The organism is Streptomyces sp. NPDC029216, from assembly GCF_040648015.1.
GTDB lineage: Bacteria > Actinomycetota > Actinomycetes > Streptomycetales > Streptomycetaceae > Streptomyces.
The window spans coordinates 1-26,496 of sequence record NZ_JBEZWL010000103.1; the positions used below are offsets into that span (position 1 = coordinate 1).

The 26,496-nt window shown below is 72.7% G+C and carries 22 protein-coding genes and 2 pseudogenes; 9 read left to right on the forward strand and 15 right to left on the reverse strand.

Going from position 1 to position 26,496, the window contains the following annotated elements:
* Positions 1-216: 216 nt before the first annotated feature.
* Positions 217-780 (reverse strand): DUF3995 domain-containing protein, encoded by a 564-nt coding sequence (locus tag AB0F18_RS28380; protein ID WP_362065712.1) that lies wholly within the window; start codon positions 778-780, stop codon positions 217-219.
* A 69-nt stretch (positions 781-849) separates the two neighbouring features.
* On the opposite strand from AB0F18_RS28380, the gene AB0F18_RS28385 reads away from it, so the two are divergent.
* On the forward strand, positions 850-1,437 hold the full coding sequence (locus tag AB0F18_RS28385; protein ID WP_362065714.1) for a helix-turn-helix domain-containing protein: 588 nt from the start codon (positions 850-852) through the stop codon (positions 1,435-1,437).
* Between the two features lie 60 nt (positions 1,438-1,497).
* Here AB0F18_RS28385 and AB0F18_RS28390 read toward each other — a convergent pair whose 3' ends face one another.
* Positions 1,498-3,276 (reverse strand): hypothetical protein, encoded by a 1,779-nt coding sequence (locus tag AB0F18_RS28390; protein WP_362065716.1) that lies wholly within the window; start codon positions 3,274-3,276, stop codon positions 1,498-1,500.
* 241 nt (positions 3,277-3,517) lie between these two features.
* Here AB0F18_RS28390 and AB0F18_RS28395 point away from each other — a divergent pair, with 241 nt between their 5' ends.
* Positions 3,518-4,213 carry an RICIN domain-containing protein gene (locus AB0F18_RS28395; protein ID WP_362065718.1) on the forward strand — a complete coding sequence of 232 codons (696 nt, stop codon included), beginning with the start codon at positions 3,518-3,520 and terminating at the stop codon, positions 4,211-4,213.
* 361 nt (positions 4,214-4,574) lie between these two features.
* Here AB0F18_RS28395 and AB0F18_RS28400 read toward each other — a convergent pair whose 3' ends face one another.
* Complete coding sequence (locus tag AB0F18_RS28400) at positions 4,575-4,946, reverse strand: hypothetical protein (RefSeq protein WP_362065720.1); 372 nt, start codon at positions 4,944-4,946, stop codon at positions 4,575-4,577.
* A gap of 128 nt (positions 4,947-5,074) precedes the next feature.
* Positions 5,075-5,470 (reverse strand): cupin domain-containing protein, encoded by a 396-nt coding sequence (locus tag AB0F18_RS28405; protein WP_069169664.1) that lies wholly within the window; start codon positions 5,468-5,470, stop codon positions 5,075-5,077.
* Between the two features lie 52 nt (positions 5,471-5,522).
* On the opposite strand from AB0F18_RS28405, the gene AB0F18_RS28410 reads away from it, so the two are divergent.
* From AB0F18_RS28410 to AB0F18_RS28420, 3 genes are all read left to right on the forward strand, one after another.
* Positions 5,523-6,515, forward strand: a complete 993-nt coding sequence (locus AB0F18_RS28410) for a helix-turn-helix domain-containing protein (RefSeq protein WP_362065722.1) — start codon at positions 5,523-5,525, stop codon at positions 6,513-6,515.
* A gap of 160 nt (positions 6,516-6,675) precedes the next feature.
* Entirely contained in the window at positions 6,676-7,056 is a 381-nt protein-coding gene (locus AB0F18_RS28415; protein WP_362065724.1) for a hypothetical protein, read from the forward strand.
* A 610-nt stretch (positions 7,057-7,666) separates the two neighbouring features.
* A complete protein-coding gene (locus AB0F18_RS28420) occupies positions 7,667-7,984 on the forward strand; it encodes a nucleoside triphosphate pyrophosphohydrolase (protein WP_362065726.1) in 318 nt (105 codons plus the stop codon).
* 26 nt (positions 7,985-8,010) lie between these two features.
* On the opposite strand, the gene AB0F18_RS28425 is transcribed toward AB0F18_RS28420, so the two are convergent.
* The 3 genes and pseudogenes from AB0F18_RS28425 to AB0F18_RS28435 all read right to left on the reverse strand — a co-directional run bounded on the left by AB0F18_RS28425 (position 8,011) and on the right by AB0F18_RS28435 (position 9,356).
* On the reverse strand, positions 8,011-8,241 hold the full coding sequence (locus AB0F18_RS28425; protein ID WP_362065751.1) for a hypothetical protein: 231 nt from the start codon (positions 8,239-8,241) through the stop codon (positions 8,011-8,013).
* 23 nt (positions 8,242-8,264) lie between these two features.
* Positions 8,265-8,618, reverse strand: a pseudogene (locus tag AB0F18_RS28430) (DDE-type integrase/transposase/recombinase); the annotation flags it as partial.
* A 315-nt stretch (positions 8,619-8,933) separates the two neighbouring features.
* Positions 8,934-9,356 (reverse strand): GNAT family N-acetyltransferase, encoded by a 423-nt coding sequence (locus AB0F18_RS28435; protein ID WP_362065728.1) that lies wholly within the window; start codon positions 9,354-9,356, stop codon positions 8,934-8,936.
* Between the two features lie 140 nt (positions 9,357-9,496).
* Between AB0F18_RS28435 and AB0F18_RS28440 the strand changes: the two genes are divergently transcribed.
* Positions 9,497-9,652 (forward strand): hypothetical protein, encoded by a 156-nt coding sequence (locus AB0F18_RS28440; protein ID WP_362065730.1) that lies wholly within the window; start codon positions 9,497-9,499, stop codon positions 9,650-9,652.
* A 179-nt stretch (positions 9,653-9,831) separates the two neighbouring features.
* On the opposite strand, the gene AB0F18_RS28445 is transcribed toward AB0F18_RS28440, so the two are convergent.
* From AB0F18_RS28445 to AB0F18_RS28470, 6 genes are read right to left on the reverse strand one after another with little or no spacing between them, the layout of a single operon-like run.
* Complete coding sequence (locus AB0F18_RS28445) at positions 9,832-10,284, reverse strand: hypothetical protein (RefSeq protein ID WP_362065732.1); 453 nt, start codon at positions 10,282-10,284, stop codon at positions 9,832-9,834.
* 56 nt (positions 10,285-10,340) lie between these two features.
* A complete protein-coding gene (locus AB0F18_RS28450; RefSeq protein WP_362065733.1) occupies positions 10,341-14,618 on the reverse strand; it encodes a caspase family protein in 4,278 nt (1,425 codons plus the stop codon).
* Positions 14,605-16,941, reverse strand: a complete 2,337-nt coding sequence (locus AB0F18_RS28455; RefSeq protein ID WP_362065735.1) for a transglutaminase-like domain-containing protein — start codon at positions 16,939-16,941, stop codon at positions 14,605-14,607. Before AB0F18_RS28455 ends, AB0F18_RS28450 begins: the two co-directional genes overlap by 14 nt.
* Positions 16,938-18,149 carry a DUF58 domain-containing protein gene (locus AB0F18_RS28460; RefSeq protein ID WP_362065737.1) on the reverse strand — a complete coding sequence of 404 codons (1,212 nt, stop codon included), beginning with the start codon at positions 18,147-18,149 and terminating at the stop codon, positions 16,938-16,940. The genes AB0F18_RS28455 and AB0F18_RS28460 overlap by 4 nt, the downstream gene beginning before the upstream one ends.
* Positions 18,146-19,138 carry a MoxR family ATPase gene (locus AB0F18_RS28465; protein WP_362065739.1) on the reverse strand — a complete coding sequence of 331 codons (993 nt, stop codon included), beginning with the start codon at positions 19,136-19,138 and terminating at the stop codon, positions 18,146-18,148. The genes AB0F18_RS28460 and AB0F18_RS28465 overlap by 4 nt, the downstream gene beginning before the upstream one ends.
* Entirely contained in the window at positions 19,123-21,339 is a 2,217-nt protein-coding gene (locus tag AB0F18_RS28470) for a WD40 repeat domain-containing protein (protein ID WP_362065741.1), read from the reverse strand. Before AB0F18_RS28470 ends, AB0F18_RS28465 begins: the two co-directional genes overlap by 16 nt.
* Before the next feature lie 258 nt (positions 21,340-21,597).
* Between AB0F18_RS28470 and AB0F18_RS28475 the strand changes: the two are divergent.
* Positions 21,598-23,025 (forward strand): annotated as a pseudogene (locus tag AB0F18_RS28475) (NF041680 family putative transposase); the annotation flags it as partial.
* A gap of 24 nt (positions 23,026-23,049) precedes the next feature.
* On the opposite strand, the gene AB0F18_RS28480 reads toward AB0F18_RS28475, so the two are convergent.
* Positions 23,050-23,544: a MerR family transcriptional regulator gene (locus tag AB0F18_RS28480; protein WP_362065743.1), complete on the reverse strand. Its 495-nt coding sequence runs from the start codon at positions 23,542-23,544 to the stop codon at positions 23,050-23,052.
* Between the two features lie 94 nt (positions 23,545-23,638).
* Here AB0F18_RS28480 and AB0F18_RS28485 point away from each other — a divergent pair, with 94 nt between their 5' ends.
* Both AB0F18_RS28485 and AB0F18_RS28490 read left to right on the forward strand, forming a co-directional pair.
* Positions 23,639-24,466 (forward strand): oxidoreductase, encoded by an 828-nt coding sequence (locus AB0F18_RS28485; RefSeq protein ID WP_362065745.1) that lies wholly within the window; start codon positions 23,639-23,641, stop codon positions 24,464-24,466.
* A 531-nt stretch (positions 24,467-24,997) separates the two neighbouring features.
* Positions 24,998-25,789 (forward strand): IS5 family transposase, encoded by a 792-nt coding sequence (locus tag AB0F18_RS28490; RefSeq protein ID WP_362065747.1) that lies wholly within the window; start codon positions 24,998-25,000, stop codon positions 25,787-25,789.
* Here the strand turns inward: AB0F18_RS28490 and AB0F18_RS28495 are convergent.
* Entirely contained in the window at positions 25,746-26,291 is a 546-nt protein-coding gene (locus tag AB0F18_RS28495) for a hypothetical protein (RefSeq protein ID WP_362065749.1), read from the reverse strand. The two genes, AB0F18_RS28490 and AB0F18_RS28495, sit on opposite strands and share 44 nt — an antisense overlap.
* Positions 26,292-26,496 lie beyond the last annotated feature (205 nt).

Here is a 26,496-nt window from a genome sequence, read left to right on the forward strand (position 1 = left end):
GACGGTGCGTCACTCTGTCCAGAACCCGTCCACCCGTGTCCAGAAGCGTCGATGGCCGGCGAAGCAGGTGCTCAGGACGGACGCGGAGCGCCGAGCTCACCGGCGGGCGGCCAACATGTTTTCTCATCTGCTGCGGGAACGGCACCTGCCACCGTCGCGGAGTATCAACGCAGCGCGAGCAGATGTCAGCCGCCGCCTCGGACCACGGCAAGCGACTCACTCGGTGTTCGAATTCCCAGTGTGCTGAGGTGCCTCCCGAAGTGGCGGTCGGGTGCGGGCCGCCACATAGCCGGTCAGGGCGGCGAGGCCGAGGCACAGGGGCGAGTACAGGACCAGGTCCCAGTGGCGGTGGGCGGGCGGGACGTCGCCCAGGGCGAGCACGTCGGCGGCCAGGCCGGCGACGCCGCGCGCGCCCAGCACGCCGGAGACCGCCCACAGCCCCGCCCGCCGCAGCGCCGCGGGCCCCACGGCCGGCACCAGCCGGGCCCCGTCGAGCACCAGGTATCCCGCCGCGGCGAGCAGTCCGGCGACCCCGAACGTCAGCTCCGGGGACGGGAGTCGGTCTTCCGTGACGCCGACCACGATCTCCGCCATCCGGGCCCGGGACTCCAGCGGCCAGGGGGTGAAGACCCAGGCGGCGTGCAGGGCGCCGGCGGCGATCAGCGCTCCGGCGGCGGTGGTCGCGGCGGCGCGGGTGGCGGTGTCGGGTCCGGCGGGCGCGGTGGCGCCGGCGCCCGGTTCGCCGGCTCCGGTCGTGCCCCCGGTGGTCAGGACGGACATGGGTGGTCCCCTTCCCCACAGCAGTTCCATACAGTGCTGTATGGATAATCCGTACAGTAGCGTACGGACATGGCGAAGGGCAGAGTGACCAGGGACGACTGGACGATGGCGGCGCTCAGGGCACTGGCCCGGGGCGGGGTCGGCGCCGTGGCGGTGGACGTGCTCGCCAAGGAACTGGCCGTGACCCGCGGCAGTTTCTACTGGCACTTCAAGAACCGCGAGGCCCTGCTGGTGGCCGCCCTGGAGACGTGGGAGCGGCTCGCCACCGGGGAGGTGATCCGCGCGATCGCCGCGGAGCCCGATCCGATGCAGCGGGCCCGGGCGCTCTTCGCCGAGGCCCTGGGCGCCGAGGAGGTCGCCGGGCTGGAGCCGGCGATCGTCGCGCAGGTCGACCACCCCGCCGTCGCCGAGGTGCTCCACCGGGTCACCCGCACCCGACTGGCCTTCCTCGCCGAGATCTTCGGCGACCTGGGGCTCGCCCCCGCCGATGCCCGGCGCCGGGCGGTGGCCGCCTACTCCGCGTACCTGGGGTGGATCGAGCTGCGCCGCGCCGCGCCGGAAGCCGCTCCGGAGACCGCCGTCGAGGGTCCCGGAGCGGCCGAGGCACTCACCCACCTGGTCGACCTGCTGACCGCGGGGATCACCGCCGCGGAGTGACGGTCACCGGTAGCCCCTCGTCGCGGGATCGACGGTCACCAGTACGGTCCGCGCCGACCGCTACCGGACCGGAGCCTGGAGCCGCGCTCCCAGCGTGTCGAGGCCGTGGCGCAGCCGGCGGAAGTAGGTGGCGCGGCTGAGGTGGAGGCCGCGCGCCACCTGGTGGTGGGTGCGGGCCCGGCCGAAGTAGTAGGCCTGGAGGATCCGCCCGGCCTCCGCCTCCGCCTCGTCCTCGCTCAGCGCGAGTCCGTGTACCGCCTCGTACAGCCAGCCGCGCAGGGCCGCCGGCGTCGGGGTCCGGGCCAGGGCGAGCAGGGGGCTGGCCGCCAGGGCCTGGGGGTCCCGGATGCGGGCCAGCGCCTTGGCGATGTGCTCGCCTACGTCCCGCACCGGGCTCCCGCCGAGCCGGGCGAGCCAGCGCGGTAGTTGGGCAGGGGCGAGGTCGCTGCTGAAGACCTCAGGGGGCCGCCCGCAGCGGAAGACGTCCTCTCCGACGATGCCGTGCGTACGGAAGCCCAGGCCGTGCACCAGCGTCCGATAGTCGGGGCTGGCGGTGGAGATGACCAGCCGTCCGGCGCCGACGGCCTCGCGGAGGATGTGCCGTAGCAGGTGGGCGTGGACGGCCCGGTCCGAGCAGTACGCCGCGCCCAGGAAGAGCCCTCCGGCGGCGAGTTCCCCGGTGTGCTGCTGGAGCAGCGGCTCGGTGGAGTCCGCGGTGCGGTCGCCGATGGTGAGCAGGCTCGTCAGGCCGACCGGCTGGCCCCCGCCGTCGCAGACCAGGTGGAAGGCCGAGATCTCCTCGGCGGCCCAGCGCTCGGCCAGCCGGTCCGTGCGGCCCGGGTCCAGGCCGCCGGCCAGGGCCCACTCGCGCATCAGCCGGCCGATGTGGCCGGCATCGGCGTCCGTGGCGGTGCGGAAGCACGGGGCGCGGTGCGCCGCGGGGAAGAGCTCCTGCCGCAGCAGCGGATCACCCGTCAGGAAGAGGCTCTGCTCGACGAGTTCACGGCGGGTGGCGGAATCCTGGGCGCGGTCCAGCTGGGTGAGCCGGTAGCCGGCCGCGCGGGTGCGGGCGGCCTCGTGGGCCACCGGCTGCCGCCACCGGTAGGCGAGTTCGATGACGTGGCGGTACGGCTCGGCGAGTCCCAGCCCGAGCCACCCCCGGGTGACGATGCTCAGGTCCGCGAGGTCCGTGAAGAGTTCGGGCCCGCCGGCCAGCATCTTCTCGTCGGCCCTCCCGACGGTGGCCAGCAGCCGGAGCATGTGTCGTCGCCGTCGGCCCGGCAGTTCCCGCCCGAGCCGTTCGAGGATCTCGGTGGCGAGGAGGTCCGCCACCGCGCCGGGCGAGTGCGGCAGGGTCCCGGCGCGCAGCGCCCGCTGTGCGGCCTGCGCGAGGAGCGGCAGGCCGCCCGCGAGGCGTGCGGTGAGCTCGCGGCCCTCGGCACTCTCGACGCCGGCCGTGATCTCCTCGTCCGGCAGCGGCGGGACCGCCACGGTGACGGCGTTCGGGGGCCAGTCCTCCAGGTCGTCGGCGAGCGGGCGACGGCTGACCACCAGCAGCCGGGCCGCGGAGACCAGCGCCCCGCGGACCTCCTCCCGCCGGCGGGGACCGTCCGCGCCGTCCAGGACCAGCAGCCCGTCGAGGGGGACGAGCCGTGCCCCCGCAAGGGCGGCGGCCGCCTGGGGCAGGTCCAGGTGCACGGTGCGGGCGGCGTCCAGCGCCGAGGCGAGGCGCGACTTCCCGGACCCCAGGGGGCCGGTCAGATTGACCAGCGGGTGTGCGGCCACGGCCGACCGCAATTCCTCCAGGACCGCCCGCCGCGACCCGTGGATTTCACTCATCCCGCACCAGAGCCCCTCATGATCTTCACCGGCAGCGTCAGGACGATACCCAGCGGGCCGCTCGGGCGTCCGGCGATCCATCAGATTGCCTGTGCGGTAGCTGTGTTGAGACTTCCGTGAGACTGCCGCGGCCCGTCCGGTCGGTAGCGTCGTCCTCACCGGAATCCGGACGGGCCCGACCCCTCCGGGTCTCCTTTGTCAGGTGCACCTCACGCACGACACCCATGGGAAGGACCCGACCATGAAGTTGGCCCGTACCTTCGCGGCTGCCCTGATGGCCGTGATCGTGGCCTTGTTCGTGACACCCTCCGTGGCCGGCGCCACCACGCTGCCCACCACGGACAAGTACTTCACCGGCGAGGGTGACGGCCCGTACAACCTCGTCCAGCAGATGGCCACCGACAACGCCTACGCGCAGGCCACGGCGCAGGGGTACCCGTCCGCTCTCTGCCACATCACCCAGGGGCCCACGCCGCCCATCCTGATCTGGGGCGAGACCTACCAGTCCTTCGTGAAGATCCACTGCTTCCCGCCGCCGCCGGAGGGCTCCGGCCCGATCATCGCCGTGCCCAACGGCAAGTGCGTGGACGTCAAGGACGGCAGCACCCAGGACGGCGCCATCGTCCAGCTCTACGGCTGCCACGGCGGCAACAACCAGATGTGGGTCCTGGAGCCCGACAAGACCATCCGCTCCATGGGGCACTGCCTGGACGTCCAGTACGCCAAGACCGAGAACGGCTCGCGCCTGGGCCTGAACTCCTGCCACGGCGCCGCCAACCAGCAGTTCGAGCTGCTGCCCGGCGGCAAGCTGCGCAGCGTCCACTCCGGCAAGTGCGTGGACGTGGCCGTCACCTGGTTCTCCACCCGCCTCGTCATCTGGGACTGCTCGGACGCCCGCCCGTACCAGAACTGGCGCGGCTCGGCCCTCGGCCTGTGATCCCACACATCCCCTGAGCGCGGCCCCCGGCCCCCGAGATGCCGTTGGTTAATCCGGGGCCTGCGTGACGTCGGCCTTCAAGACCTGGTTGTGGTCTTGAAGGCCGACGTTGTCGTATGGGGAGGGTGTCGATATCGATGCAGCCGACGGAGCCGGGGAGGTCCCCGCTGAGACGGCGCGGGTGGCTCAGGCCGCCTTCCCGAAGGGCAGCCTGGCAATCCGGCTCCGGGACGACCTGGGGATGCTGTTCACCGATGGGCAGTTCTCCGGATCTGGCCGCAGTTCCGTGAATCCCCAGGTCAGAGCGTGGGCGCAGAGCTGCTCGTCCTGCGCGGCTCTCGGTCGGAATCCCGACCTGGCATCACCACTGATCCAGCATCATCTGGGCGTCCTCGACGCTGTTCCAGAACGGGCGACCCACGACATCAGCGAGCGCCCGCGCCAGCGCAGGACTGTAGACGCCTCGGACCCGGAGGTTCTCCAGGAAGTCCCTACGCATCACGACCGCGATGTACCGGTTGAAGCGGCCGCGGTGACGCCCCACCACGTACAGCCGGTCACTCCAATCCCAGTGCGGGGGCACCACCCAGACCTTGGCGCCGGGAGCGAAGTGTTTCGTCCCACGGCGGACCTCCAGCCCGCCGTAGCCCTGCACGGTCACCTGAACAATATTGGCCACAATGCCGATGCCCAGAAGCGCCGGGTCGGATTCCGCTGCGAGTTCCTCGGTCATCCGGGCATGGTGGCCCGGTCACCGCGCCGGCCGCACCCGGTTTCCGGCGGCGGCCGGCGCACGGCAGCTCAAGCCCGGAACGAGATCCTTCACGGAACTGCGGCCAGAGCCCTGAGCAGCCTGTCGGGTCAGGTGGTGAGAGCGTGCCCGGTCGTTGAGTCGACATGCTCAGGGATCTCGTCGTGGCGATCACCCACAGTGGGTGTCCCGGTGGGCTCGAACATGAGGATTGCGGCGCCAGACGGAGCGTACGGCTTGTGCTCTGTGCCTCGGGGAACGGTGAAGACCGCCCCCTGCGGGAGTAGGACAGTGCGCTCCCCGTCGGGCTCGCGCAGGGAGATGTGCAGTTCGCCGTCGAGTACCAGGAAGAACTCATCGGTGTCGTCGTGGACGTGCCAGATGTGTTCGCCCTCGACCTTGGCGATGCGGACGTCATAGTTATTGACGCGCGTGACGATGCGGGGGCTCCACAGGGCATCGAAGGAGGCCAGAGCCTTGCTGAGGGGGATGGGTTCGCTACTCATGGGTTCATCCTGAGCCGTTTCGCATGGCCGCCGTGAGTGCTAGGAATTGCACATGGCGAAAGAATCCTCGCACGCAGCTAACGCGGCGGGCGTACACCGGGTCGTCGTGATCGTGGACGAGAACTCGAACCCCTTCGAGCTCGGGTGCGCGACCGAAGTCTTCGGCCTGCGCAGACCGGAGATCGGCCGTGATCTCTACGACTTCAGGCTCTGTTCCCCCGAGCCCCGCACCCTAATGCGAGACGGATTCTTCACGCTCACGGGAGTCGCCGACCTGGAAGCGGCCGACGCGGCGGACACCTTGATCGTCCCCAACCGTCCGGACACCGAAGTCCCCCGCCGTCCCGCCGTACTCGATGCCGTCCGCCGGGCACACTCCCGCGGTGCGCGCCTGGTCGGCTTCTGCAGCGGCGCCTTCACACTGGCCGAGGCCGGAGTCCTCGACGGGCGCCGAGCCACCGCCCACTGGCAGTGGGCGGATTCCTTCCAGGCCCGCTTCCCCGCTGTCCAGCTCGAAACAGACGTGCTGTTCGTGGATGACGGTGACATCCTCACCGCGGCAGGAAGTGCAGCTGCGCTCGATCTTGGGCTGCATGTGGTCCGACGCGACTACGGCGCGGAGGTCGCCAACTCTGTGAGCCGGCGGCTGGTCTTCGCGGCGCACCGGGACGGTGGGCAGCGGCAGTTCGTGGAACGTCCCATGCCCGACCTGCCGGACGAGTCCTTGGCGCCTGTCCTGGTCTGGGCTCAGGAACGGTTGGACTCACCGCTCACTGTGTCTGGCCTTGCGGCGCGTGCGGCGGTCAGTCCGGCGACTCTGCATCGCCGCTTCCAGGCGCAACTGGGCACGACGCCGCTGGCGTGGCTGACGGGGGAACGGCTTGCCCTGGCGTGCCGGTTGATCGAGCGAGGTGAGTCCCGCTTCGAGGTGGTCGCGCGACGCAGCGGGCTTGGCACCGCTGCCAATCTGCGCACACTGATGCGCCGCGCGACCGGCATCACACCGTCGGCGTACAAGCGCCGGTTCGGGCCGGAGGCGAACTGACAGCGGGTATCCCCTAGCGAAGAATCACGTGTCCTTCAGCGTCTGCTGTCGCCGGGTGCGAGCAGAGGCCAGCAGGCATATAACGCGGTCTTCGGCGGGTAGACGCCGCGCGTGCAGCTTCGCTTCCCCGGTCCACTGCGGCTTCATCCCGCCCGGCCCGGTGCTGGAGACCCTGGCCTACGACAAGACGCTGCTGATGGCCCTGCGCGAGGCCACCGGCATCCCCCGGCGGATCCCGCGCAGTGGTGCCGTCGTCCTCTACAAGGAAGGCGACTTCCAGGGCCTGCACACGGACTCGGTGAAGTCCACCGTGACCGTCGCCCTCGCGCTGAGCACGGACCTACCGCCGATGGGCTGGGCCCCCGACCTGATGGGGCCCTTCCCCGACCGCCTGGGGGAGGTTGTCGGCGAGCACGGCGTGTTCCCCGACGGGCAGGGCTTCACGACCCTGGCCCACCCCTACGGTGACGGCAGTGTCCGGGCGTATGGAAGCGGCCCCGTAGGGCCTGCAACGGATCGCCGACCGGCTTCCGAGGCCTGACCTGCCGCTTCCCGTACCCGTTCCACGCCCGCCACAGGCCAGAGCCAGACACGGCCGGGCCGGCCCCATGCGAGGCGCGGCAGATTCCCAGATCTGGGAATGGTGCCGCCCTGGTGCTACACGTGTCCCATATCTGGGAACGCCCTGGTCAGGCGCCTCCCGATAGCGGGGGTTCAGGGAGGTCGCCGCGAGGCCCTTCGGTCGGCCGTGCCACAATCCCCTGACCCGCCCCCCGACCACCCGTCCGCGCGCCGCCCTCCACCGGGTGCTCGGGGCGGAGGAGCCCCCGGTGGTACTGCCCCCTTACGTGCTGGGTACCGGACCTGGCCCGGGAACGCCCTGTCGGAGCGGGCTATCGGCTGACCGGCTGGCCGGGCTGGGTGTGGCCGGCGGGGTCGCGATCGCAGCGTCGGCGGGAGTCGACCTGCTCGTCACGACCGGAGCCGACCTCGTGATCGACTCCGTCCTGAGCAGGGCGCTCCGCACGAAGGACTGACCGCTTCGGGTGGGATTCCTGGTTCCGATGGCGGCAGACGAGGCGCCATCTCTACGCTCGAACAACACGGGACCGGCTGCGGCCGGCCACGGACGAACTGGTGCAGGAGAGTACGTGCTCACCGAAGGCAAGCTGGTACGGGACCGGATTCCTCAGATCATCCGCGCGGACGGCGCCGAGCCGGAGACCTATGTGGCCGGCCCGGCCGAGTACCGGCAGCGGCTCCGCGCAAAGCTCGCCGAGGAAGTCGCGGAGTACCTGGAGGCGGACGAGACCCACGCCCCCGAGGAGCTCGCGGATGTCCTCGAAGTCGCCTTCGCGCTCGCGGCCGACCTCGGCGTCGATCCCGCACAGCTGGAGAAGCTCCGCGCCAGCAAGGCCGCGGAGCGCGGCGGGTTCGCGGAGCGCATCGTCTGGACCGGCAACCGCTGACCTGCGGTGCCGGTCCCACAGCATCCCTACAGCTCGGGCTTGGCCAGCACGATGTGGCTCACCTCGGGCAGGGGCGGCCTGGCCGCCCCCACCGCGGGGGCGAGGCCGGCGTGGCGGGCGAGCGCGGTGGTCTCCGCCGCGCTGATGCCGCGCTGGAAGGTCCGCTTCCCCTCGCTCGACCAGTAGCCGTCGTGGTGGGCCGTCCAGCTGCCGGCGGTGGCCTTCGTGATCTCCCCGGGGGAGCGGGTGACGACCACGACGTGTCCGCCGGGGCGGGTGACCTGCAGGCTTCGGCGAATACCCTGCTCGTGTACTGGGCTCCGTGGTCGGTGTGCATGATCGATCCGGCAAGGCTGCCGCGGGTTCGGACCGCTGCCGCCAGGGCGTCGGTGACGAGGTCCGCGCGCATGTGGTCGGCGATCGCCCACCCGGCCAGACGGCGTGAGGCAAGGTCGATGACGGTCGCGAGATAGCAGAACTTCCCGCCGTCGATGGGCAGGTAGGTGATGTCGCCGACGTACTTCGTGTTAGGGCTTTCGGCGGTGAAGTCGCGGCCGATCAGGTCCGGTGCCTTGGCTGCGGCCGGGTCGGGGACGGTGGTGCGATGCCGGCGGCGCAGGCGGACTCCGCGCATCTGGCAGAAGGGCTTCGCAAGCGGTCCGTCTCCACGACCCTCGTTCCGTCGCCCGCCTGACCGCCCGCGAAGCACTCAGCGGGTTGACAGACAGCATTAGGAATCGATGGCACAGGACATGGACGTAGCTCGTGACCCTGAGTACCTGAAGACGACCGCGCGAGCGGTTGCTGGCTTCAAGAGCGCGTTGGAGGAGTTTCTCTCCCTCCACGTGACCAACCTCCACTTCGCCCGTGGCCTGGCACCGGCTGAGATCCCCCGGGATGATGCCGACCCCATAGAAATCAAGGAGCTGCGCTCGAAGGTGGCCCTTGCCTACACGAACGGCTTCACCCAGCGTCGCCAGTGGTCCTCACGGTGGTAGCCAGCCGCTGCCCATGCCTGCTGCGCCCTCTCGTTCGCTTCCAGCACCATCGCGTCACCCCGCCGGCCCCCGACCGCGAGGAACCTCCGTTCAGCCGCGTCGAGGAGCGCCTTGGCGATCCCCTGCCGACGACGGGAGGGAAGCACGGCCAGTCGATACAGGGAGGCTCGCCAACCATCCCAGCCGGCAATCACGGACCCTACGAGGAGCCCGTCAGACTCCGCGAGGATCAGAGCGTCAGGGTCACGTCCGATGAGCCGGGTAACGCCGTCCACGTCGTCCGTGATGGACGTGCCCTCCGCTGCTTCTTTCCAGAAGCTGAGCACGGTCTCGGCATCGGCCGCAGTGGCGGTCCGTATGTGCAGGTCGATCATGTCCCGGAGCCAAGCACGCCCGGCGGCTGACCCGCTACTGACTTTCACCCTAGGTTCGGTGGCGTGGCGTCCACGCTCTGGGGGCAGTCCCGCCTGGCAGCCTGCACATTGAGAACTGCCGTGCGGACGTCATGGTTGGGGTGACCTGGGAGGCGATCGGAGGGGCCCTGGGCTGCTCCCGCCAGTCCGCCCACGAACGCTACGCCCACCACGTCAAGGAGCAGCCCTGGCCGTGGCCGGCCTTCGACGCCGTCAGCACGCAGGGCACCACACCCACCGCATCCGGGGAGAAGTGACGGAGCAGCACATCGGGCCGGAGGCGCCGGCCTGCGACGGGTGCGTGGCCGATCGGGCCACGGGCGAGATCCGCGTCCTGGAAGCACACGTTCCATGCGGTCATCCTGCCGGCACGGACAGGGGCCCCGCCGCCGGCGGGGCCCCTGTCGTGGTGACGGCGTCGTCCGTAGTGCTCGGATCAGGCGTCGGACCCCGGGAGGGGCCGGGGGGCGGTCGCTGCGTCGGGACCCGGGGCGGGCGGAAGCGGACGGCGGGAGTTCTCGTCCTGTTCGACGGCGCGGGCGATCTCGTCGAGCAGCGCCCGCGCCGACTCGGCCCCGGAGGCGTTCGTACCGTCTACCGTGATCACGGTGCGCCCGCCCTGGCGGTCCTTCTCCCAGGACACCGAGAAGCGCCCCGCCCGCAGCCGGATCCAGGACTGCACCACGGCGCCGAGCGCGATCAGCCCAGCCGCGCCCACCTCGGCGATCAGCCCGTACAGGTCTCCGCCCAGGGTGCCCGGCCGGATCGGTACGTGCAGTTCCTCAACGCGTCCCAGGGTCGGCTCGGCGTCGAGCATGGCCGCGAGATCGCGCCAGTCGTCGGCCTCCACCGAGTCGGCGGGCGCGTCCGAGGTGAAGCTGATCCTCATGTCGATCCTCCGGTGTCGTGTGTGTGTCGTGGTGCGTGTGCGTTCGCGAGGTCTGGCTACCGTGTGGGGCCGCAGGCGGAGCCCAAGGTGCCGCGGCCCCCGTAGCCGAGCCAGCGGGCCTCGGCCTCGTCCCCCGTCGGGACCGGCGTGGCGCACAGGGCCGTGACGAGGGCCCTGCGGGACAGGTCGGAGACGAGCACCGGTCCGTCCGCGACGCCGACCGCGAGCCCGTCCGACGCGGACAGCGCGAGGGCCGTCACCCGGCCGGTCCGCCGGGGCAGTGCCGCCAGCGCCCGCCACTGCCCGCCGTCGGAGCGTCGCCACAGCCGGACGGTGCCCTGGTCGTCGCCGGTCGCGGCGAGGGCGCCGTCGGGGGAGAGGGCGAGCGCCGTCGGGACGAGGGCGGGGATCCCGGGACCGGTCCAGGTGTCCTTGCCCGCCCGGGGGAACGCGGCGACCCGCGTGAGGTCGCCGCCCACGGCCAACGCGCCGTCGGGGCCGGCCACCAGGACGGAGTCCGCCGGTGGCGACGACCCGTTCTCGTCGGGGGCGCGGGGTGACGTGGGGTCGGTGAGGTCCCACCAGGTGCCGGTGAACCCCGTACGACCGTCGGGAACGACGGCCACCGGAGCATCGCGCGCCCCCTTGTCCGGAGCCGACGACAGCAGCACCGGACGGGCGGGCGCGCCGATGTCCCACCACTCGACGGTCTCGTTCCCGGTCCGTACGGACAGGCGCGCCGCGCCGAAGGCGACGGCCGCGCGCGCACCCGGCACCACGGCCACCGGTCCTGCGGCTCCCGCGTCGAGGGAGTTCCACAACTCGACCCCCCGCCCCCGGACCACCATCAGGGTGCGCCCGTCCGCAGCGAAGGCCAGGTCCCGCACCCGCTGTCCGTTCGCCGCCGCGAGACCGGCGGGAATCGGCACGGCCTCGCCGGTCACCGTCCGCACCGAGACCGCCCCGTCCCCGCCGCCCACGGCCAGGGCCTGCCCGTCCGGCCGGTAGGCCACCGCGGCGGCGGATTCCACCGGAGCCGCGCCGACGGCGCCCGGCTGACGCAGGGCCCGGGTGTCCCACAGCCGCGCCGAGGCCGCGTCCGAGACCAGGAGCCGGTCCCCGTCCCGCAGGAAGGTGATCAGCCGCGCCGCGCCCTGCCCGGCGGTCTGACCCAGCAGCGTCGGGGCGGGCTCGTGGACGTCCCAGACCTGGACGCCCTCGGTACGGGCCACGGCCAGCAGCCGGCCGTCGGGCGACAGCGCGGGCGAGGCGGGTCCGGGTCCCGCGGAGACGGTCCGCGTGCGGCGCGGTTCCCCCGACAACGACCACACCTCGGTCGTGCCGTCCTTCCGTGCCGCGGCCAGGTTGTTCCCGTCGGGCGTGACGCCGGGCAGGCCCACGTACGGGCCCGACGAGCCCGGCAGCACCTGGGCGGCGCCCTCCGTGCCGTCCTGGGCCACCCGACGCACCACCAACCGCCCCTGCGCGTCCTGACCGGCGAGCACCCTGCCGCCGGCGCCGTAGCCGACCCTCTCGCCGGCGAGCGTCCGTACCCGGTCCGGCCGCGCCGGGTCGACGGACACCAGACGGGTGGAGCCCTCGCCGGTGAGGGCGACGGTGGCGGAATCGTGGGAGAAGCTGATGCCGCCCCCGACCCCGCCGGGCACCTCCAGCCGACGGACGGGTTCCGGACCGGGCCGTGCGGCGTCCCAGAACAACAGGGCGCCGCCAGAGGCCACCACGATCCAACGCCCGTCGGGGGAGAAGGCCACGTCCGCGATGGGACTCCGGGGACTCAGCGCGGCGACGGACCTGCCGGCGTCGACGTCCCACACCTGGGCTCGGTCATCCGAGGCCAGGGCCACCAAGGGGCGGTCGGGCGCCACGGCGAGCGAGGTCGCGGCCGGCAGGTCCGGCCCGTCGCCGGCGGAACGCGTCGGCCGCAGGCCGGAGTTCGCGATCAGCGCCGCCCACGACTCGTCGGTGTGGGCGCTGCCCTCCGACTCCACGGCCAGTCGTCCCGCAAGCAGCGGATCGACATGGCGCAGCGCCAGCGCCGACGCGGCCAACTGCCTGGACCGTCCGGCCCCCGCGTCGGCCGTGGCCCGCTCCTGTGCCCGGTGGGCCACCCAGCCCAGCACGGACGCCGCCGCGAGCACGACGGCGGACGTCGTCGCGCCGAGCAGCAGCAGACGGCGTCCGGTGCGGGCACGGCGGGTGGCCGAGCGTTGGCTGCGCACCGAGGCGTCGAGGAACCGCAGGGCCTCCGCACCGACCTCCAGCCGTGTCCGGTCCGCGGTCAGCTCCAGGGCCCGGGCGAGTGTGTGGCCCCGGTAGAGGTCTGCCTCGTGCTCGCCGGCGGCCCGCCAGGCCGCCGCCGCGTCCGTCAACTGGGCGTGCCGCGAACGCCATTCGGGGTCGTCGGCCAGCCACCTGCGCATGAGGGGCCAGCTCTGGAGCAGGGCCTCGTGGGCGGGTTGCACGGCTTGCCCGTTCTGGGTGAGCAGGCCGGCGCGCAGCAGCAGGTCCAAGAGGGGCGGTGTGTGGCGCTCGCCCAGTTCCCGTACGAGCGTGTCGCGGTCCACGGCCTGGCGGAAGGGCGGCACGCCCTCCAGGGGGCGGCCCGGACGGATCGTGCGCAGCAGCAGTTGCTGGGCGACGAGCCGTTGGTTCGGATCGAGGCCGCGCAGGACCGCGTCGGCGGATTGGGTGACGGCGCCGGCGATGCCGCCCGAGGCCCGGTAGCCCCCGACGGTCAGCACGCCGTCGACGCGTCGCTCCCAGGTCGCCGTGAGGGCCTGGGCGAGGTGGACGAGGCCGGTGCCGACGGTGGCGGTGCGCTCCGGGCCCGCGGGGTCGAGGCCGTGGCCGAGGTCGGTGAGGATGAGGTCGACCAGGCCCGGTTCGATGCGCAGGTTCTCCTGCCGGGCGGGTTCGGTGACGGCGGCCCGGATCTCGCGGGGTGACAGGGGCGGCACGACGAACTGGCGCTCCGTCACCGCCCGCACGAGTTCAGGGCGTTCGGCGCAGGCGGCGAAGGAGTGTGCGGTGAGGGAGAGCAGGACGGTCAGGGGGGTCCGCGTCCCCGGTGAGCCGCCGACGGCGGCGAGCGCGGTGAGCGCGCGGATGAACGCGGTGCGCTCCTGTTCGTCCTCGCAGAGGTTGAACGTCTCCTCGAACTGGTCCACGATGAGGGCGAGTCCGGCTCCCGGGCGGCTCGACAGGTCGGCCACCGCGTGGGGTTCGTCCACGAGCAGCCTTCCGAGGGGCCCGGCGGGCAGCCGCGTCGGTCCGGTCAGGGCCTGCGCCAGCGCGTCGAGGGGGTGGGCCGTCGGGGCGAGGAGTACGGGCTCCCAGCCGAGGGGCGTGTCGGCGTCGCGGGCGTCGCGGCGCAGGGCGGGCAGGAGGCCGGCGCGCAGGAGCGAGGACTTGCCGACGCCGGAGACGCCGAGCAGGATCAACGGCAGGCCGGGCCGGTCGGGGGCGGTGAGGGCCGTCACGAGGTCCGCGCTCACCTGTTCGCGGCCGTGGAACCAGCGCCGGTTCGACTCGTGGAACGCGGCGAGACCGGGGTAGGGGCAGATCCCCGTGTCCGGCGGTCGGGGCGCGCTCTCGCGTCCGGGCACGAAGGCCCTGTTGCGGGCCAGCGCGAACCAGCCGGTGGTGCTGTCCTGCTGGACTCGGGGCTCCAGCCCGCGCCCGGCCAGCCGGCGCCGTACGTCCTCCAGGGTGAGATGGGCCGAGGCCATCGGATCGCCGTCGTCGAGCAGGGCGAGCAGTTCACCGGTGAACGTGGTGTGCGCGGCGTGCGGCGGTGCGAGGGCCACCTCGTCGCGGGCGGCGGCGGGTAGCAGGTAGTGGCGGTTCAGCCCGGTGAAGGGGACGTCTGCGGCGCGACCGCCGTGGCAGCAGTCCAGGACGGTGATGAGTCGCCCCGGCTTGTGCCTGCGGACCAGGTCCAGGACCTGGCCGAAGGAGAGCGTGTTGTAAGGGAGGGTGTCGTGGTCCCCCGTGGTGGCGCGGGTGCACAGGCGCAGCTCGTTGCGACGGTCGACCAGGCCGTGGCCCACGTAGTACAGCAGCAGGGTGTCGTGGGCGGCGCGGGCGGCCTCCAGCACCGCGCGGGCGAAGGTCTCCGTGTCCGGCGGGTCCTCCAGCACCGTCATCCGCTCGGGCGTGACCCCGCAGTGTTCGCGCAGGGCGGCGGCCAGGTCGGTCAGGGTCCGGTGCACGGCGGGGACGGGCGGCAGGGCGTCCGGGGCGGGGCTGAACCCGCTGCCGATCAGCAGGACGTGGCAGCCCTCGGCGGCCAGCCCGAGGTCAACGGTGCTCAACGCGTTCCTCCTCGGTTCGGGGACGGACGGCCCGCGCCCGTGCGGCCGGGGCACGTGCGGGCAGCGCCCGTGCGGGCAGGGCCCGGGCCGACAGGGTCCTCGGCAGCAGGACGCGGGTGGCCGAGACCAGCAGCCACAGCAGGCGTCCGGGGCGCAGCGCGTCGCGTATCGACTCGGCCGACAGCCAGGCCAGTTCGGCGTCCTGCGGCCCCATCGCCTCGAACGGGGACCCGGCCGTCGTCTCGGCGGCGGTCGGTTCGCAGAACCGGGCGCGGGTGGCGAGCCGGGCCAGGGAGTCGGCGGAGGTGCGGACGGCGGCCACCGGCTCGGCGCTCGACAGCAGCCGGGCGGATTCCACCAGGGTGTGGGAGGGGTCGGGTGGTGCGGCGCCCGCTGTGTCGAAGGCGTGCAGGGCGTCCTGCCAGGCGGCGAGCACCCGCTGCGCGGGCGTGCCCTTACGGCGTCCGGCGCGACGGCGCAGCACCGGCCCTACCAGGACCCACCAGATCCGGCCCGCCACCCCACCCGCGACGAGTGCCGCCGCGGCCACCATCACCCACGTGCCCCAGGTGGCGTCGGACGCCGGGCCGAGCCCCCGAGCCGCCCCGGGCGGTGTCACCGCGGGGGAAGGGGCCGTGCCCGACGGGCCGGGCGCGGGCGAGGGCGACGGCGAGGGCACCGGTCGGGGCGCGACCGGACTCGGTTCGGGGCGTACGTCCTCCTCGGCGAGCGGGGTCGTCGCGGGCACGGGCTCGAACGGCAGCCAGCCGACGCCCTCGAAGGCGACCTCGGTCCACAAGACCGCGTCCCGACCGTGCACGGTGTGCGGGCCCGCTCCGGCCTGGACGCGGAACCCGACGACGATCCGGCAGGGCAGGCCTTCGAGGCGGGCGGCGAGGGCGTAGGTGGCCGCGAAGTCCACGGCCGACCCCCGACGGTCGGTCAGGAACCGGGTGAGGGAGGCGATCGGCTGGTTCAACGGGGCCTTCGCCACCCGCCGGTACTCGCGCGACAGTTCGGAGGCGAGGGCCTGGGCCCGGCCGTACGGGGTGCTTGCCGCGCCTCGGGCCCGATCGGCCAGCTCGCGCAGCTCCGGGGGGACGGATCCCGGTACGTCGAGGGCCTGCGGCGGGCCGGACACGGGGGCCAGCCCGGCCGCGTCGGCGGGGGTGACGGCGGGGGCCGCGCCCCCGGTGGTGCGGTAGCGGACGTCGGGTGCGAGGGCCGAGGCGGCGAGCGCCGTGCGCTCGAACCGGTTGAACAGCAGGCGGTCGCCGTCCGGGCGTACGGTCAGCGCGGCGTCGGGCACGGGCAGCAGTCGACCCGTCAGGTTCCGGATCACGGTCGAGGCGTGCCGGCCGCCCTCGCCCCGCCCGGAGGCGCCCTCCGCGAGGGCCGGATCGGCGGGCAGGGGGCCGAAGACGGGGGTGAAGACGTCGTGCAGGCTCCACCGGCGGCCGTCGTAGTCGGTGAGCGAGGCCAGCCGCCAACGCTCCATCCCGTCGGCCGGGCCGGCGGACGAGGGGCCTGCGGGGTCGCGTTCCACGGTGAACAGCGCTTCGTCCGGCTGCTGTTCCCACTGCGTGTACTGCGCCAACGGACTGCTGACGGCCTCCGACTCCTCGACGGTCGGCCGGTGCTCGCGCGGATCGTACGGGGGCCGGCCGCCCGGCCACAGCGCCGACAGGGCGACGGCGGCAGCGGCGGTGACGGCCACCGGCCCCAGGACGATCCACGCCGTACGGGGCGTCACGAGCCGGCGGGGCAGCGTGCCGGCGACCACCGCGCCGATCGCGACGACCTGCCCGAACACCGATCCGCGTCCGGGCAGGCACATCGCGACCGCCACGACGAGCAGCGCGAGCCCCGGCACCGTCGAGGCGGGGACCCGTCGGGCGCGGACGGCCAGCTCCGCCCCCGAGGCCGCGGCCGTCCACGTCGCGGTGAACGGCACGGTCAGCAGCACCGGGTCGGCCGGGGCCGGCAGCGGTACGTCGAGGAAGACGGCCCACCCCTCGACGGCCGTACGCGGCATCGCGCCGAGTGAGGACCACACCCCGTCCGGCAGAGCGAAGCCGTGCAGCGCCACGGAGCCCGCCACCAGGCACAGGCCCGCCGACAGCGGCAGCGAGACCTCCACCGGCAGTCGCCCGCGACCCCCGGCGGCCAGCACCACCAGCGCGACGGGCAGCACGGCCGCCACCGCCAACGGCAGCGCGAGGGCCTCGTACCCGAACGCCCGGTGGAAGGCGGAACCGGCGACGACCGCCGCAGCACAGGCGGGCAGCCCCCGGCCCGCAGCGCGCGCGAACGTCCCGGTCACACACGACTCCGGGACGTGCGCGCCGCAGCGGCCCACAGCAGCAGGGCCTGCTCCGCGTCCCGCGCGTGCCGGTGACGCACCGGCGCGGCCCCCGGCACCGGTCCGGCGCCGGACGGGTCGGAGCCCGGAGCGGCGGCGCCCAGGTGCAGCGCGAGGACCGCGCAGCCGCGTCGCGTCGGTGTGGGCAGCGGATGACCGGACGCGGACTCGCCCGTCACCACCGTCAACAGGCCCTGGGCGGGGACCCGGTAGGGGCCGCGGGACAGGCCGGCCGGCAGGGCCGCGCCGGCGCCGGGCTCGGGGCCGTCCGGCCCGGGGAAGGCCCCGGTCGGGGTCACCTCGGTCAGGAACTCCAGCGGACGGGCCGGGCCGGCGGGGCCGGGGGCGGCGTCCAGCACCGCCCCGTCACTCGTCCACAGCCGCAGGGCGTGCCCCCGGCGGCCGGCGTCCACGGCGAGCGAGGCCGCCGTGTCCACGGCCTCCTCGAACGCCGCCCGGTCCGGATAGCAGCCCGCCCGGGTGTCGAGCCACAGGTAGCGGGTGGGTTCCTCGACGGAGGTGTCCTGGCGCACCAGCAGCGTCGCGGTGCGCGCGCTGCTCGCCCAGTGCACGCGCCGTACGTCGTCCCCGGGGCGGTACTCGCGCAGCGCGTGGAACTCCGAGCCCTCGCGCGGCGCGAGCGCTCGGCCCGTGACCTGGGCGCTGCGGGTGCGCCCCGCCCCCGGACCGGGCACGGGCAGGATCCGGGGCAGCACCCGCAGGGTCCGGGTGCCGCCGGCCCGACTGTCGCGGCCGAACAGGGCCAGCGGGTCGCGGACGCGCAGCACCGAAGGCCCGAGCACGATGACGCCGTGGTTTTCCGTGGCCAACCGGACTGCGAGCGCCCCGTCGTCGCCGGTCGTCGGCCCCGGACCGGACTCCGCCGACGTACCCGGCCCGGCCAGGAGTTCGCAGGTCAGCGGGATCCAGCGGGGGACCGTCGGCCGGTCCACCGTCAGGGTGGCCTGCTCCCCGCGTGTCACGGTCGCCCTGTCCAGTCGGGCCGGGCCGCCGTTCGCGGCGGCGGCGCGCACCAGGAGGGCGGCGGCGCCGAGGGTGAGCAGCCCGCCGATCGCCGGGGCCGCCAGTGCGGGCGTGTCCAGCAGCCACGCGCAGGCCGGCAGGAGGAGGCAGACGCCGAGTACCCCCGCGCCACGGGCGGTGATCACCGGGGTACCGCCACGGTGGCCAGGGCGCGGCGCAGGACGTCCTCGCCGGTGAGGCCGTCGAGGAGGGCCCGGTCGGTCAGCACCAGCCGGTGGGCCAGTACGGGCCCGGCGAGCGCCTTCACGTCGTCCGGTGTCACCCCCTGCCGGCCCTGGGCGAGGGCGTGGACCCGCGCGGCCCGCAGCAGGGCGAGCCCGCCCCGGGTGCTGGCACCGAGCCGCACGTCCGCGGCGTGGGCGTCCGAGCGGGTCTCGCGCAGCAGGAGGGCCACGTAGCGGTGCACGGCGGGGTCCACCCGCACCCGGCGCGCGGTCTCCACCATGGAGGTCAACACGCGGTCGTCGAAGACGGGCTCCGGACCCCCCGTCGTGCGCGTCGTCCGGTCGTCGCGGGCGAGGATCGAGCTCTCCGCGTCCAGATCGGGTCGGCCGATGCGCAGCCGCATCATGAAGCGGTCCAGCTGGGCCTCGGGCAGCGGGTAGGTGCCCTCGAAGTCGATCGGGTTCTGCGTCGCCACCACCATGAAGGGACGCGGCACGGGGCGGGCCTGCCCGGCCACCGAGACCTGCTGTTCCTGCATCACCTCCAGCAGCGCCGCCTGTGCCTTGGGCGAGGCCCGGTTGATCTCGTCGCAGACCACGACGTGGGCGAAGACCGGGCCGGGACGGAACACGAAGCTGCCGCCGCCCTGGTGGACCTCGACGCCCGTGACGTCGGACGGCATCAGGTCCGGTGTGAACTGGATCCTGCTGCTGGACACGCCGAACGCCGTCGCGAGGGCTCGCGCGAGCGAGGTCTTGCCCACGCCGGGCACGTCCTCGATCAGCAGGTGGCCCTCGGCCAGCAGGCAGGCCAGCGCCAGCCGGACGACCTCGCGCTTCCCGCTCAGCGTCTGGTCCACGGCCTGCGCGACGAGCTCGAAGCGGCCCCGGAACCCCCGGAAGTCCTCGGCGTCGCCACCCGGCACCGACCCGGTCAACCGATCTTCCACAGTTGCACGTTCCCCTCTTCGCGTACGGCCAGGGTCCGCCCGTCAGGGCCGAATCCGAGCAGTGTGACGTCGTCGCCCGGCAGGGAGCCGACCTTGCGCGTGCCGGTGGTTTCGTCGAGCCGCCACAGGGTGACGGAACCGTTCGACGACACGGCCACCGTGCGCCCGTCGGGGGACAGGGCGGCGGCCGAGACGGGCGCGATCTCGGGCAGTGCCCGTTCCTTCGGACGGGCCGGGTCGCGCACGTCCCACAGGGACAGGGGCGTACGCGTGCCCGCCGCCAGGACGCGCGTCCCGTCGGCGGTGAACTGCGGGGACGGGGCCCTCGTGACGGGAATGCTGACCACGCGCGCGTTGCGGTGATCGGTGAGGTCCACGAACCGCAGCGACCAGGTCTCGGACGCCAACTGCCAGGTGGGTACGAGGAGCAGGGGCGCCGTCGGGCTGAAGACCACCGAGCTCAGGGCGATGTCCTTGCCGCCGAGATCCTGGCCGTGTTCGATGTAGCGCGCGGTCCCGGGATCGCTCACGTCGTACAGCCTCAGATCGCTGCCCTCGCGGGTGAAGGAGTTCCAGGTGGCGACCGCCCACAGGGTCCCGGTGGAGTCCAGATTGCTGGAGGACGGCAGGTCGGCCGCGCCGTTGAGGTACGAGTGCCAGGCGCGCCGGGGCTTCGTGGGGTCCGTGAGGTCGTAGCGGGACATGCCGATCGAGCTCAGGACGTGCACGGAGCGGAAGTCCCGGGAGAAGTCCATGCCGTAGGTCTCGTCCGCCGTCCCGTCCGGTGACGAAGGCCGGAAGCTGCTCAGCAGGCGGTACGTGTCGCCCTGCCTGCGCCACAGGCCGATCTGGGTTCCGTCGGAGACGGCGAGCGTGTTGCCGTCGGATGCGAACCGGACCATCCGGGCTTGGGTCTTCAGGGTGGTGAGCAGACTCGGCCGCAGGACGTCGCCCTCGGGAGTCGCACTCGGGCTCGGGCTCGGCGGGGTGCTGGGGGTGGGCTTCGGCGTGGGGCTGGGCGTGGGGCTGGGGCTGGGTGTGGGCGACGGCTCCGGCGTGGTCCGCTCCGGCTCCGGTTCCGGGAACTTGCGGAAGACGCGGGTGGTGCCCGCGTACGACACCACGGCCTGCGGCCCGCCCGGATCGTCGGCCCACACCCGGTCGCCCTGGACGAAGACCGTCAGGTCCGGGGCGGGGGAGCGGGAGAGGCGGGCCTCGACCGAGGTGCGCCCCGACGCGGGATCGTGGGCCAGCACCTGTGCGCCGTCCCGGTCGGGAACCCAGACGGTTCCGCCCTGCTCGACCGGGGGACCCCAGCGGCGGGCCGCGCCGTCGAGGAGCCGGACCCGCTGCAGGGACCGCCCGGTCTGGAGGTCCAGGGTCAGCAGGGTGTTCGTCGGTGAGAGCACCAGGTGCAGCCGGCCGTCCGCACCGAGACCCGCCTCCGCGACGGCCTCTCCGGCCTCGACGGGGACGGGCACCTCCCGTGCCCCGCCCGTGTCGGACAGGACGACGAAGGACGGCGCGGAGCGGTTGACGGCGACGGCCCGCCCCTCGCGCGCCACCATCGTGACGTCCTCGGCGGTGCCCGGCACGCCGATGCGCCGCACGGTGCGCCCGGCCCGGTCGACGTGCAGCACCTCGTGCCCGTCGGGCAGGTGGAGCCAGGCCCCGCCCTGTCCGTCCGGCGCCACCTGCCCGATCGGGCCCCCGGGGTTCAGGGCGCCCTCGCGCGCCGGTTCGGGTTCGGTGTCCTTCAAGGGGGTCATCGCGCCCCTGGCGTGGTCGACGGTGTAGGCGGCCGTGCCGGAGACGAGGACGGTGGAGGTCGTGGCGTACAGCCGCTGTGTCGACGTGAGGGTGAGGTGCGGCTCGTCCACCACGGTTGCGGTCGCGCTGAGTTCCTCGAGCCGGCGTGTCACGAGTACGGTGACCGTGCCGCCGCGTACGACCTCCATCCGGCTGCCGGCCGCGTCCGGGACGCGGATCTGGGCGACGGGCCGGGCGGTGACCCCGTCCACGGCGGTGAGCAGGCCCTGCTCGTCGGTGACCAGCCAGGCGGTGCTCGCGTCCAACCGCAGCAGCGTGGTGTCGCGGGGCGGCCCCAGAGAGGTCAGGGCCACGGCGGCGAGCGCACAGAACACGAGCACGGCGGCGACGACCCTGCGGTCACTGCCGCGTTTCCCCCTCGCAGACGTCACGCAGCCCCCATGCGTCGTCACCGGACGGTCATTGTGCCGTAGGTCACCTCAACCGAGCGAGTCCTTAAGGTAGTTGACCGAAACGCCGGTGGTACCCGACCGGTTCCGGTCGATCGGCGACGCTTGCCCGCGCCGGGCTCAGGCGACCGTGCCCAGGCAGAACCACAGCCACTCGCCGAAGCAGTCGGTGCTGAAGCCCCGGGCCAGGCTCAGGGCAGCGATGATGCCGAGGCCGCGGCCGGGCCGCAACTTGATGCCCGGTGAGAAGCGTTCGCGGAAGCGTCACGCTTCAGGGTCGACTTCTACTCGTGCCTGCACGGACACCGTGACGAACTGTTCGAGCTGACGGACGCCCTGCTGTGTGCGGACGGGCCGGTGAGGACACCGGTGGATCTGAGTCTGCTGGCTGAGCACCGCCGCGGGCATGGCGCCTTGTACGCATCCTTGAATGACGGCCGGATCGACGCCAGACGGCTGCGGAGAACGCTTGCCGCGCTGTCACAGCCGCAGGCCGCTGACGGCCGGCTCGTCCTGGCAGTGGACGTGAGCAACTGGCTCCGACCCGACGCCGAGTGCAGCCCGGAGCGGCTGTTCTGCCACACCTTCGGCCGCGGCCGGGACCAGCACCTGATGATCCCCGGCTGGCCGTACTCTTTCGTCGCTGCCCTTGAATCAGGCCGCACCTCCTGGTGCCAGCTGCTGGACGCCGTGCGACTCGGCCCAGAGGACGACGCCGCCGAGGTCACCGCCGTCCAGGTCCGCCGTGTCGTCGAGGACCTGATCGCCGGCGGACGGTGGCGCGAGGGCGATCCGGACATCCTGGTCGTCTTCGACGCTGGCTATGACGCCCCGCGCATGGCCTACCTGCTCGACGGGCTGCCCGTCGAGGTCCTGGGGCGTATGCGCTCGGACCGCGTCATGCGCCGGCCGACTCCCTCGCTCAAGGAGTACGCCGAGGCCTATCCCCGCGGCGGGCGGTATCCGAAGCACGGCAAGGAGTTCCGCTTTGCCAAGCCCGAGACCTGGGGCGAGCCAGACGCGGCGACCGTTGAGGTCACCGGCCGCTACGGCACAGCGCGGGCGATGGCCTGGGACCGTCTCCACCCCAGGCTCACCACCCGCTCCGCCTGGATCGACCATGACGGCGAACTCCCGATCATCGAAGGGACGCTGATCCGTCTGGAGGTCGATCACCTGCCCGCCGGCGGAGATCCGTTGCCGCTGTGGCTGTGGTCCTCCGCCACGGGGATGAACGGCGACGACGTCGATCTGCGCTGGCAGGCGTTCCTGCGTCGCTTCGACCTGGAGCGCACGTTCCGGATGATCAAGCAGACGCTCGGCTGGACCCGGCCGAAGCTCCGCACCCCGGCAGCGGCGGACCGGTGGACATGGCTGGTCGTCGTTGCGCACACCCAGCTGCGGCTCGCCAGGCCACTCGCCGAGGACATCCGCCGGCCCTGGGAGCGGCCGGTGGAACCGAACAGACTCACCCCGGCCAGGGTCCGCCGGGGGTTCAGGAACATCCGCCCCCACTTGCCCTGCCCGACCCGTGCGCCCAAACCCACCCGGCCCGGCCCCGGCAGGCCGCTCGGCTCGAAGAACCAGCGGCCCGCCACCCGCTACGACGTGGGCAAAACCGTCCGACGCCCCGAGAGCATCATCGAACGTGACCAGGCCAGACCATAAAGAACAAGCTAAGTGGCTGTTGCTCTACCGATCTTGATGGGCGTGAGTTCGAGGCCGCCGAATCGGTCGGGTGATCTCCTGGCTAGCTGAGCAGGGGGGTTCTGAGCATTGCTCGGTATCCGGGTGGGATGGGTTCCAAAGTCGGTCGGCTTCGCCGCGGGCGACATGGTCCTCGTAGATCCGCACCTTGTGCCGCATCACGTCCAGGGTCCCCTGCAGCTCCCGGATCTGCGCCTCCACGTGGTTTTGGTGTCGGCGCAGCAGCTCAAGCCGCTCGTGTTCGTTGCCCGGGCCCTGGCGGACCAGCTCGATGTACTGCCGGATCGCCGCCAGGGACATGCCGGAGGAACGCAGCTTTGTGCAGATCGCCAGCCACTCCAGATCTTCCTCGTGATAGATGCGGCGGCCGTTGGACAGGCGGCGTACCGGGTTGGCGAACAGGCCCTCCCGCTCGTAAAACCGCAACGCGTGCACGCTCAGTCCACTGCGCTGCGCCACCTCACCGATGCTCAGGTCCATGAGTGCTCTCCCTCACACAGCTGTTGATCTAGACCCGACTCTAGGTTCTAGCGTCGAGCCGTCGGCCGATCGGGCCATCAGAACAGGGGAGAACATGAGTATCTGGTTTATTACCGGGGCATCGCGGGGGCTCGGCGCGGCGATCACCCGGGAGGCGCTGGACCGAGGGCACAGCGTGATCGCTGCGGCGAGGGACGTATCGGCAGTGCTCAAGGCGTACCCGCATAAGCCGGTTGAACTGTTGGCGGTGAACGCGGACGTGACCGAACCGGAGCAGCTGACGGCCGCTGTGGAGGCCGGGCTGGCCCGGTTCGGCCGGATCGACATCGTGGCCAACAACGCCGGTTACGGCCTCGTCGGTGCAATCGAGGAGACCTCCGACAAGGCTGCTCGGGCACTGTTCGACGTCAACGTGTTCGGCGTGCTCAACACGTTGCGGGCGACCCTGCCGACCCTGCGGGCCCAGCGATCCGGGCATGTCCTGAACATCGGCTCCGTGGGCGGTTTCGCCACCGCACCAGCGACGGGCCTGTACGGCGCATCCAAATTCGCCCTCGAGGGCATCTCCGAAGCACTGCACGGCGAACTGGCCCCCCTCGGAGTCCGCGTCACGGTCATCGAGCCGGGCGGCTTCCGCACGGACTTCCTGAGCAGCTCCAGCTTTCAAGTCGAGCCGGCCACCATCGCCGACTACACCGAGGGCGCGGGACCGGTGCGCGAAGCGCTGGCTTACTATGACGGCCGCCAGCCGGGCGACCCGGTGAAGGCTGCCAAAGCCATCGTCGACGTCACCGAGACTGCCGAGCCTCCGCTGCGCCTCCAGCTGGGCGCAGACGCGGTCGAGCGCGTCGAGGCGAAACTGGATCTGGTACGGCGTGAACTCGACCAATGGCGCCACGTAGCACTCTCTACCTCCATCTGACAGACGAGCGGGCGCCCCCACCGCCGCCCGCTCGACGGCGAAGCCCAGCCGTCTGTGCGCCCGCCGCTTCCCCGGGCACCAGCTCCAGATCAACGTCGGGCAGGTAGACCACTCCGGCTTCGCCCGCGACGGCGCTCCGTTGAACGCCCCGGCCTGGCCGCCTGCTCATCCGTCAGGAACTCGACCACCACCACAACTGTCCGAAGGTGGACAACAACAACCCGCGAAGACTCTGGGCAGCGATCACCTTGGGTCAACGCGCCAGCGAACCCGGCGAGGGTCTTGAGGGCTGTCGGTCGAGCGGGAGCCTCGATCGGGTGACTGTGGCGGGGTGCCGCGCATGAAAGCAGGGCCTCTTGGTAGCTCGAAGGGTGTTGAAGCCAACGAGCGGTCCAGGAGGCCCTGTTGTCGCGTTTGTACGCCGTCGGCGAGGCAGGGCCCAGCTCGGCCACTCTCGCATGTGACTGTCTGGCTCACCGGTTCGGGAACGCCGGCGACCACGGGGTGCGTGAGCGCCGCTACCCGACGGACATGTCGGACACGGAGTGGGCAGTGGTGAGGCCGCTGCTGCCGGTGCCAGGCTGGCTGCGGGGCCGCGGCGGGCAGCCGGAGGCGTACTGCCACCGCGCGATGCTCGATACGATCCGCTACCTGGTCGACAACGGCACGAAGTGGCGGGCCGTGCCGGCCGACTTCCCGCCGTGGGACCGCGTCTACGCCTTCTTCCGCCGCTGGCGCGACCACGGTTTGGTTCGGGAGTTCCACGACCGGCTCCGCCACCGGGTCCGCGAGCAGGCCGGGCGGGATCCGGAGCCGAGCGCGAGCGTGATCGACTCCCAGTCGGTCAAGGCCGACGCCGTCGTCGGCGCCGACAGCCGCGGCTTCGACGGCGGCAAGCGTGTCAACGGCCGCAAGCGGCACGTCGTGGTCGACACGCTCGGCCTGCTGCTCGCGGTGAGGGTTACCGCGGCGGATGTCGGCGACCGCGCTGCCGCTCAGGTCTTGCTCACCCAGGTCGCGGCCGCGCACCACCTGCTGGCCCTGGTCTGGGCCGACGGCGGCTACACCGGCAGCCTCGTCGACTACAGCCTGGCCGCCCTCGCCCTGGTCCTCGCGATCGTCAAGCGCTCCGACGACATGCGCGGCTTCGTCGTGCTCCCCAAGCGATGGATCGTGGAGCGGTTCTTCGCCGACCTGATGCGAAGCCGCCGCCTCGTGCGCGACTTCGAGCGATCCACCAGCAGCGCCGAGGCGATGGTCTACTGGTCGATGACGCAGCTCATGACGCGCCGCCTTGTCCGGGCACGGCCTTCGCGAGCGTGAACCGCCCCGCTGCCGGCTCGGCGAGCCAGCCTCGGGCCACCAGGCGCTTCGCCTTCGACCGCAGCGCCTCCACCTTCCCGGGCACCGGGTCCAGGCCGAAGCAGGCGGCCATCTCCTGGCACGTCAGCGGACCTTGACCGAGTCGGTTCCGGTCCGCGAGAGCCTGCAGGATGCGCTGGTAGTCCACCGACAGTGCCGACCAGGCCAGCCCCGCGTGCCACATCGGCACCACCGATTTCGGCTTCGCCGCCTCCGAGGGCCCGGGCGACGCCGGTGGTTCACTGTGATCCGGCAAGTCCTCGGCCGCATCGGGACCGGCGGCGTCGCCGTCACCTGGGGCCAGCACCTGGCCGACGCGTGAGCGGGCGATGACCCTCTCGTTCCACTCCCGCTCGGCCACGGCCAGCTCGGCCTGGATACGGCCAGCCTCCTCCCGCAACTCGTCCACACGACGGCGAGCGGTGAGCTCACGCTGTTCCAGCAGCCCCACGACCGACGGCATCCCCAACCTCCACCAGAGCGACGACACGACACGTCACCACTCCCCGAGACCTCCAACCCTATTCCTGACCAGCGAAAACGCAGCCCTCAAGCCCGGAAAGACAACAGCCACTAAGACGTCATCTCATTTGGCGTGCTGTGTAGGCTGTCGATCGTGGCGGGAATTGTTGAGCGGCTGGTGCCGGATGAGTTGTGGGAGCTGTTCC

Bases quoted from the DNA above. Each gene is read 5' to 3' on its own strand.
- AB0F18_RS28380 (WP_362065712.1), bottom strand. From the start codon at position 780: ATGTCCGTCCTGACCACCGGGGGCACGACCGGAGCCGGCGAACCGGGC.
- AB0F18_RS28385 (WP_362065714.1), top strand. From the start codon at position 850: ATGGCGAAGGGCAGAGTGACCAGGGACGACTGGACGATGGCGGCGCTC.
- AB0F18_RS28390 (WP_362065716.1), bottom strand. From the start codon at position 3,276: ATGAGTGAAATCCACGGGTCGCGGCGGGCGGTCCTGGAGGAATTGCGG.
- AB0F18_RS28395 (WP_362065718.1), top strand. From the start codon at position 3,518: ATGAAGTTGGCCCGTACCTTCGCGGCTGCCCTGATGGCCGTGATCGTG.
- AB0F18_RS28400 (WP_362065720.1), bottom strand. From the start codon at position 4,946: ATGACCGAGGAACTCGCAGCGGAATCCGACCCGGCGCTTCTGGGCATC.
- AB0F18_RS28405 (WP_069169664.1), bottom strand. From the start codon at position 5,470: ATGAGTAGCGAACCCATCCCCCTCAGCAAGGCTCTGGCCTCCTTCGAT.
- AB0F18_RS28410 (WP_362065722.1), top strand. From the start codon at position 5,523: ATGGCGAAAGAATCCTCGCACGCAGCTAACGCGGCGGGCGTACACCGG.
- AB0F18_RS28435 (WP_362065728.1), bottom strand. From the start codon at position 9,356: ATGATCGACCTGCACATACGGACCGCCACTGCGGCCGATGCCGAGACC.
- AB0F18_RS28445 (WP_362065732.1), bottom strand. From the start codon at position 10,284: ATGAGGATCAGCTTCACCTCGGACGCGCCCGCCGACTCGGTGGAGGCC.
- AB0F18_RS28480 (WP_362065743.1), bottom strand. From the start codon at position 23,544: ATGGACCTGAGCATCGGTGAGGTGGCGCAGCGCAGTGGACTGAGCGTG.
- AB0F18_RS28485 (WP_362065745.1), top strand. From the start codon at position 23,639: ATGAGTATCTGGTTTATTACCGGGGCATCGCGGGGGCTCGGCGCGGCG.
- AB0F18_RS28490 (WP_362065747.1), top strand. From the start codon at position 24,998: ATGTCGGACACGGAGTGGGCAGTGGTGAGGCCGCTGCTGCCGGTGCCA.
- AB0F18_RS28495 (WP_362065749.1), bottom strand. From the start codon at position 26,291: ATGCCGTCGGTCGTGGGGCTGCTGGAACAGCGTGAGCTCACCGCTCGC.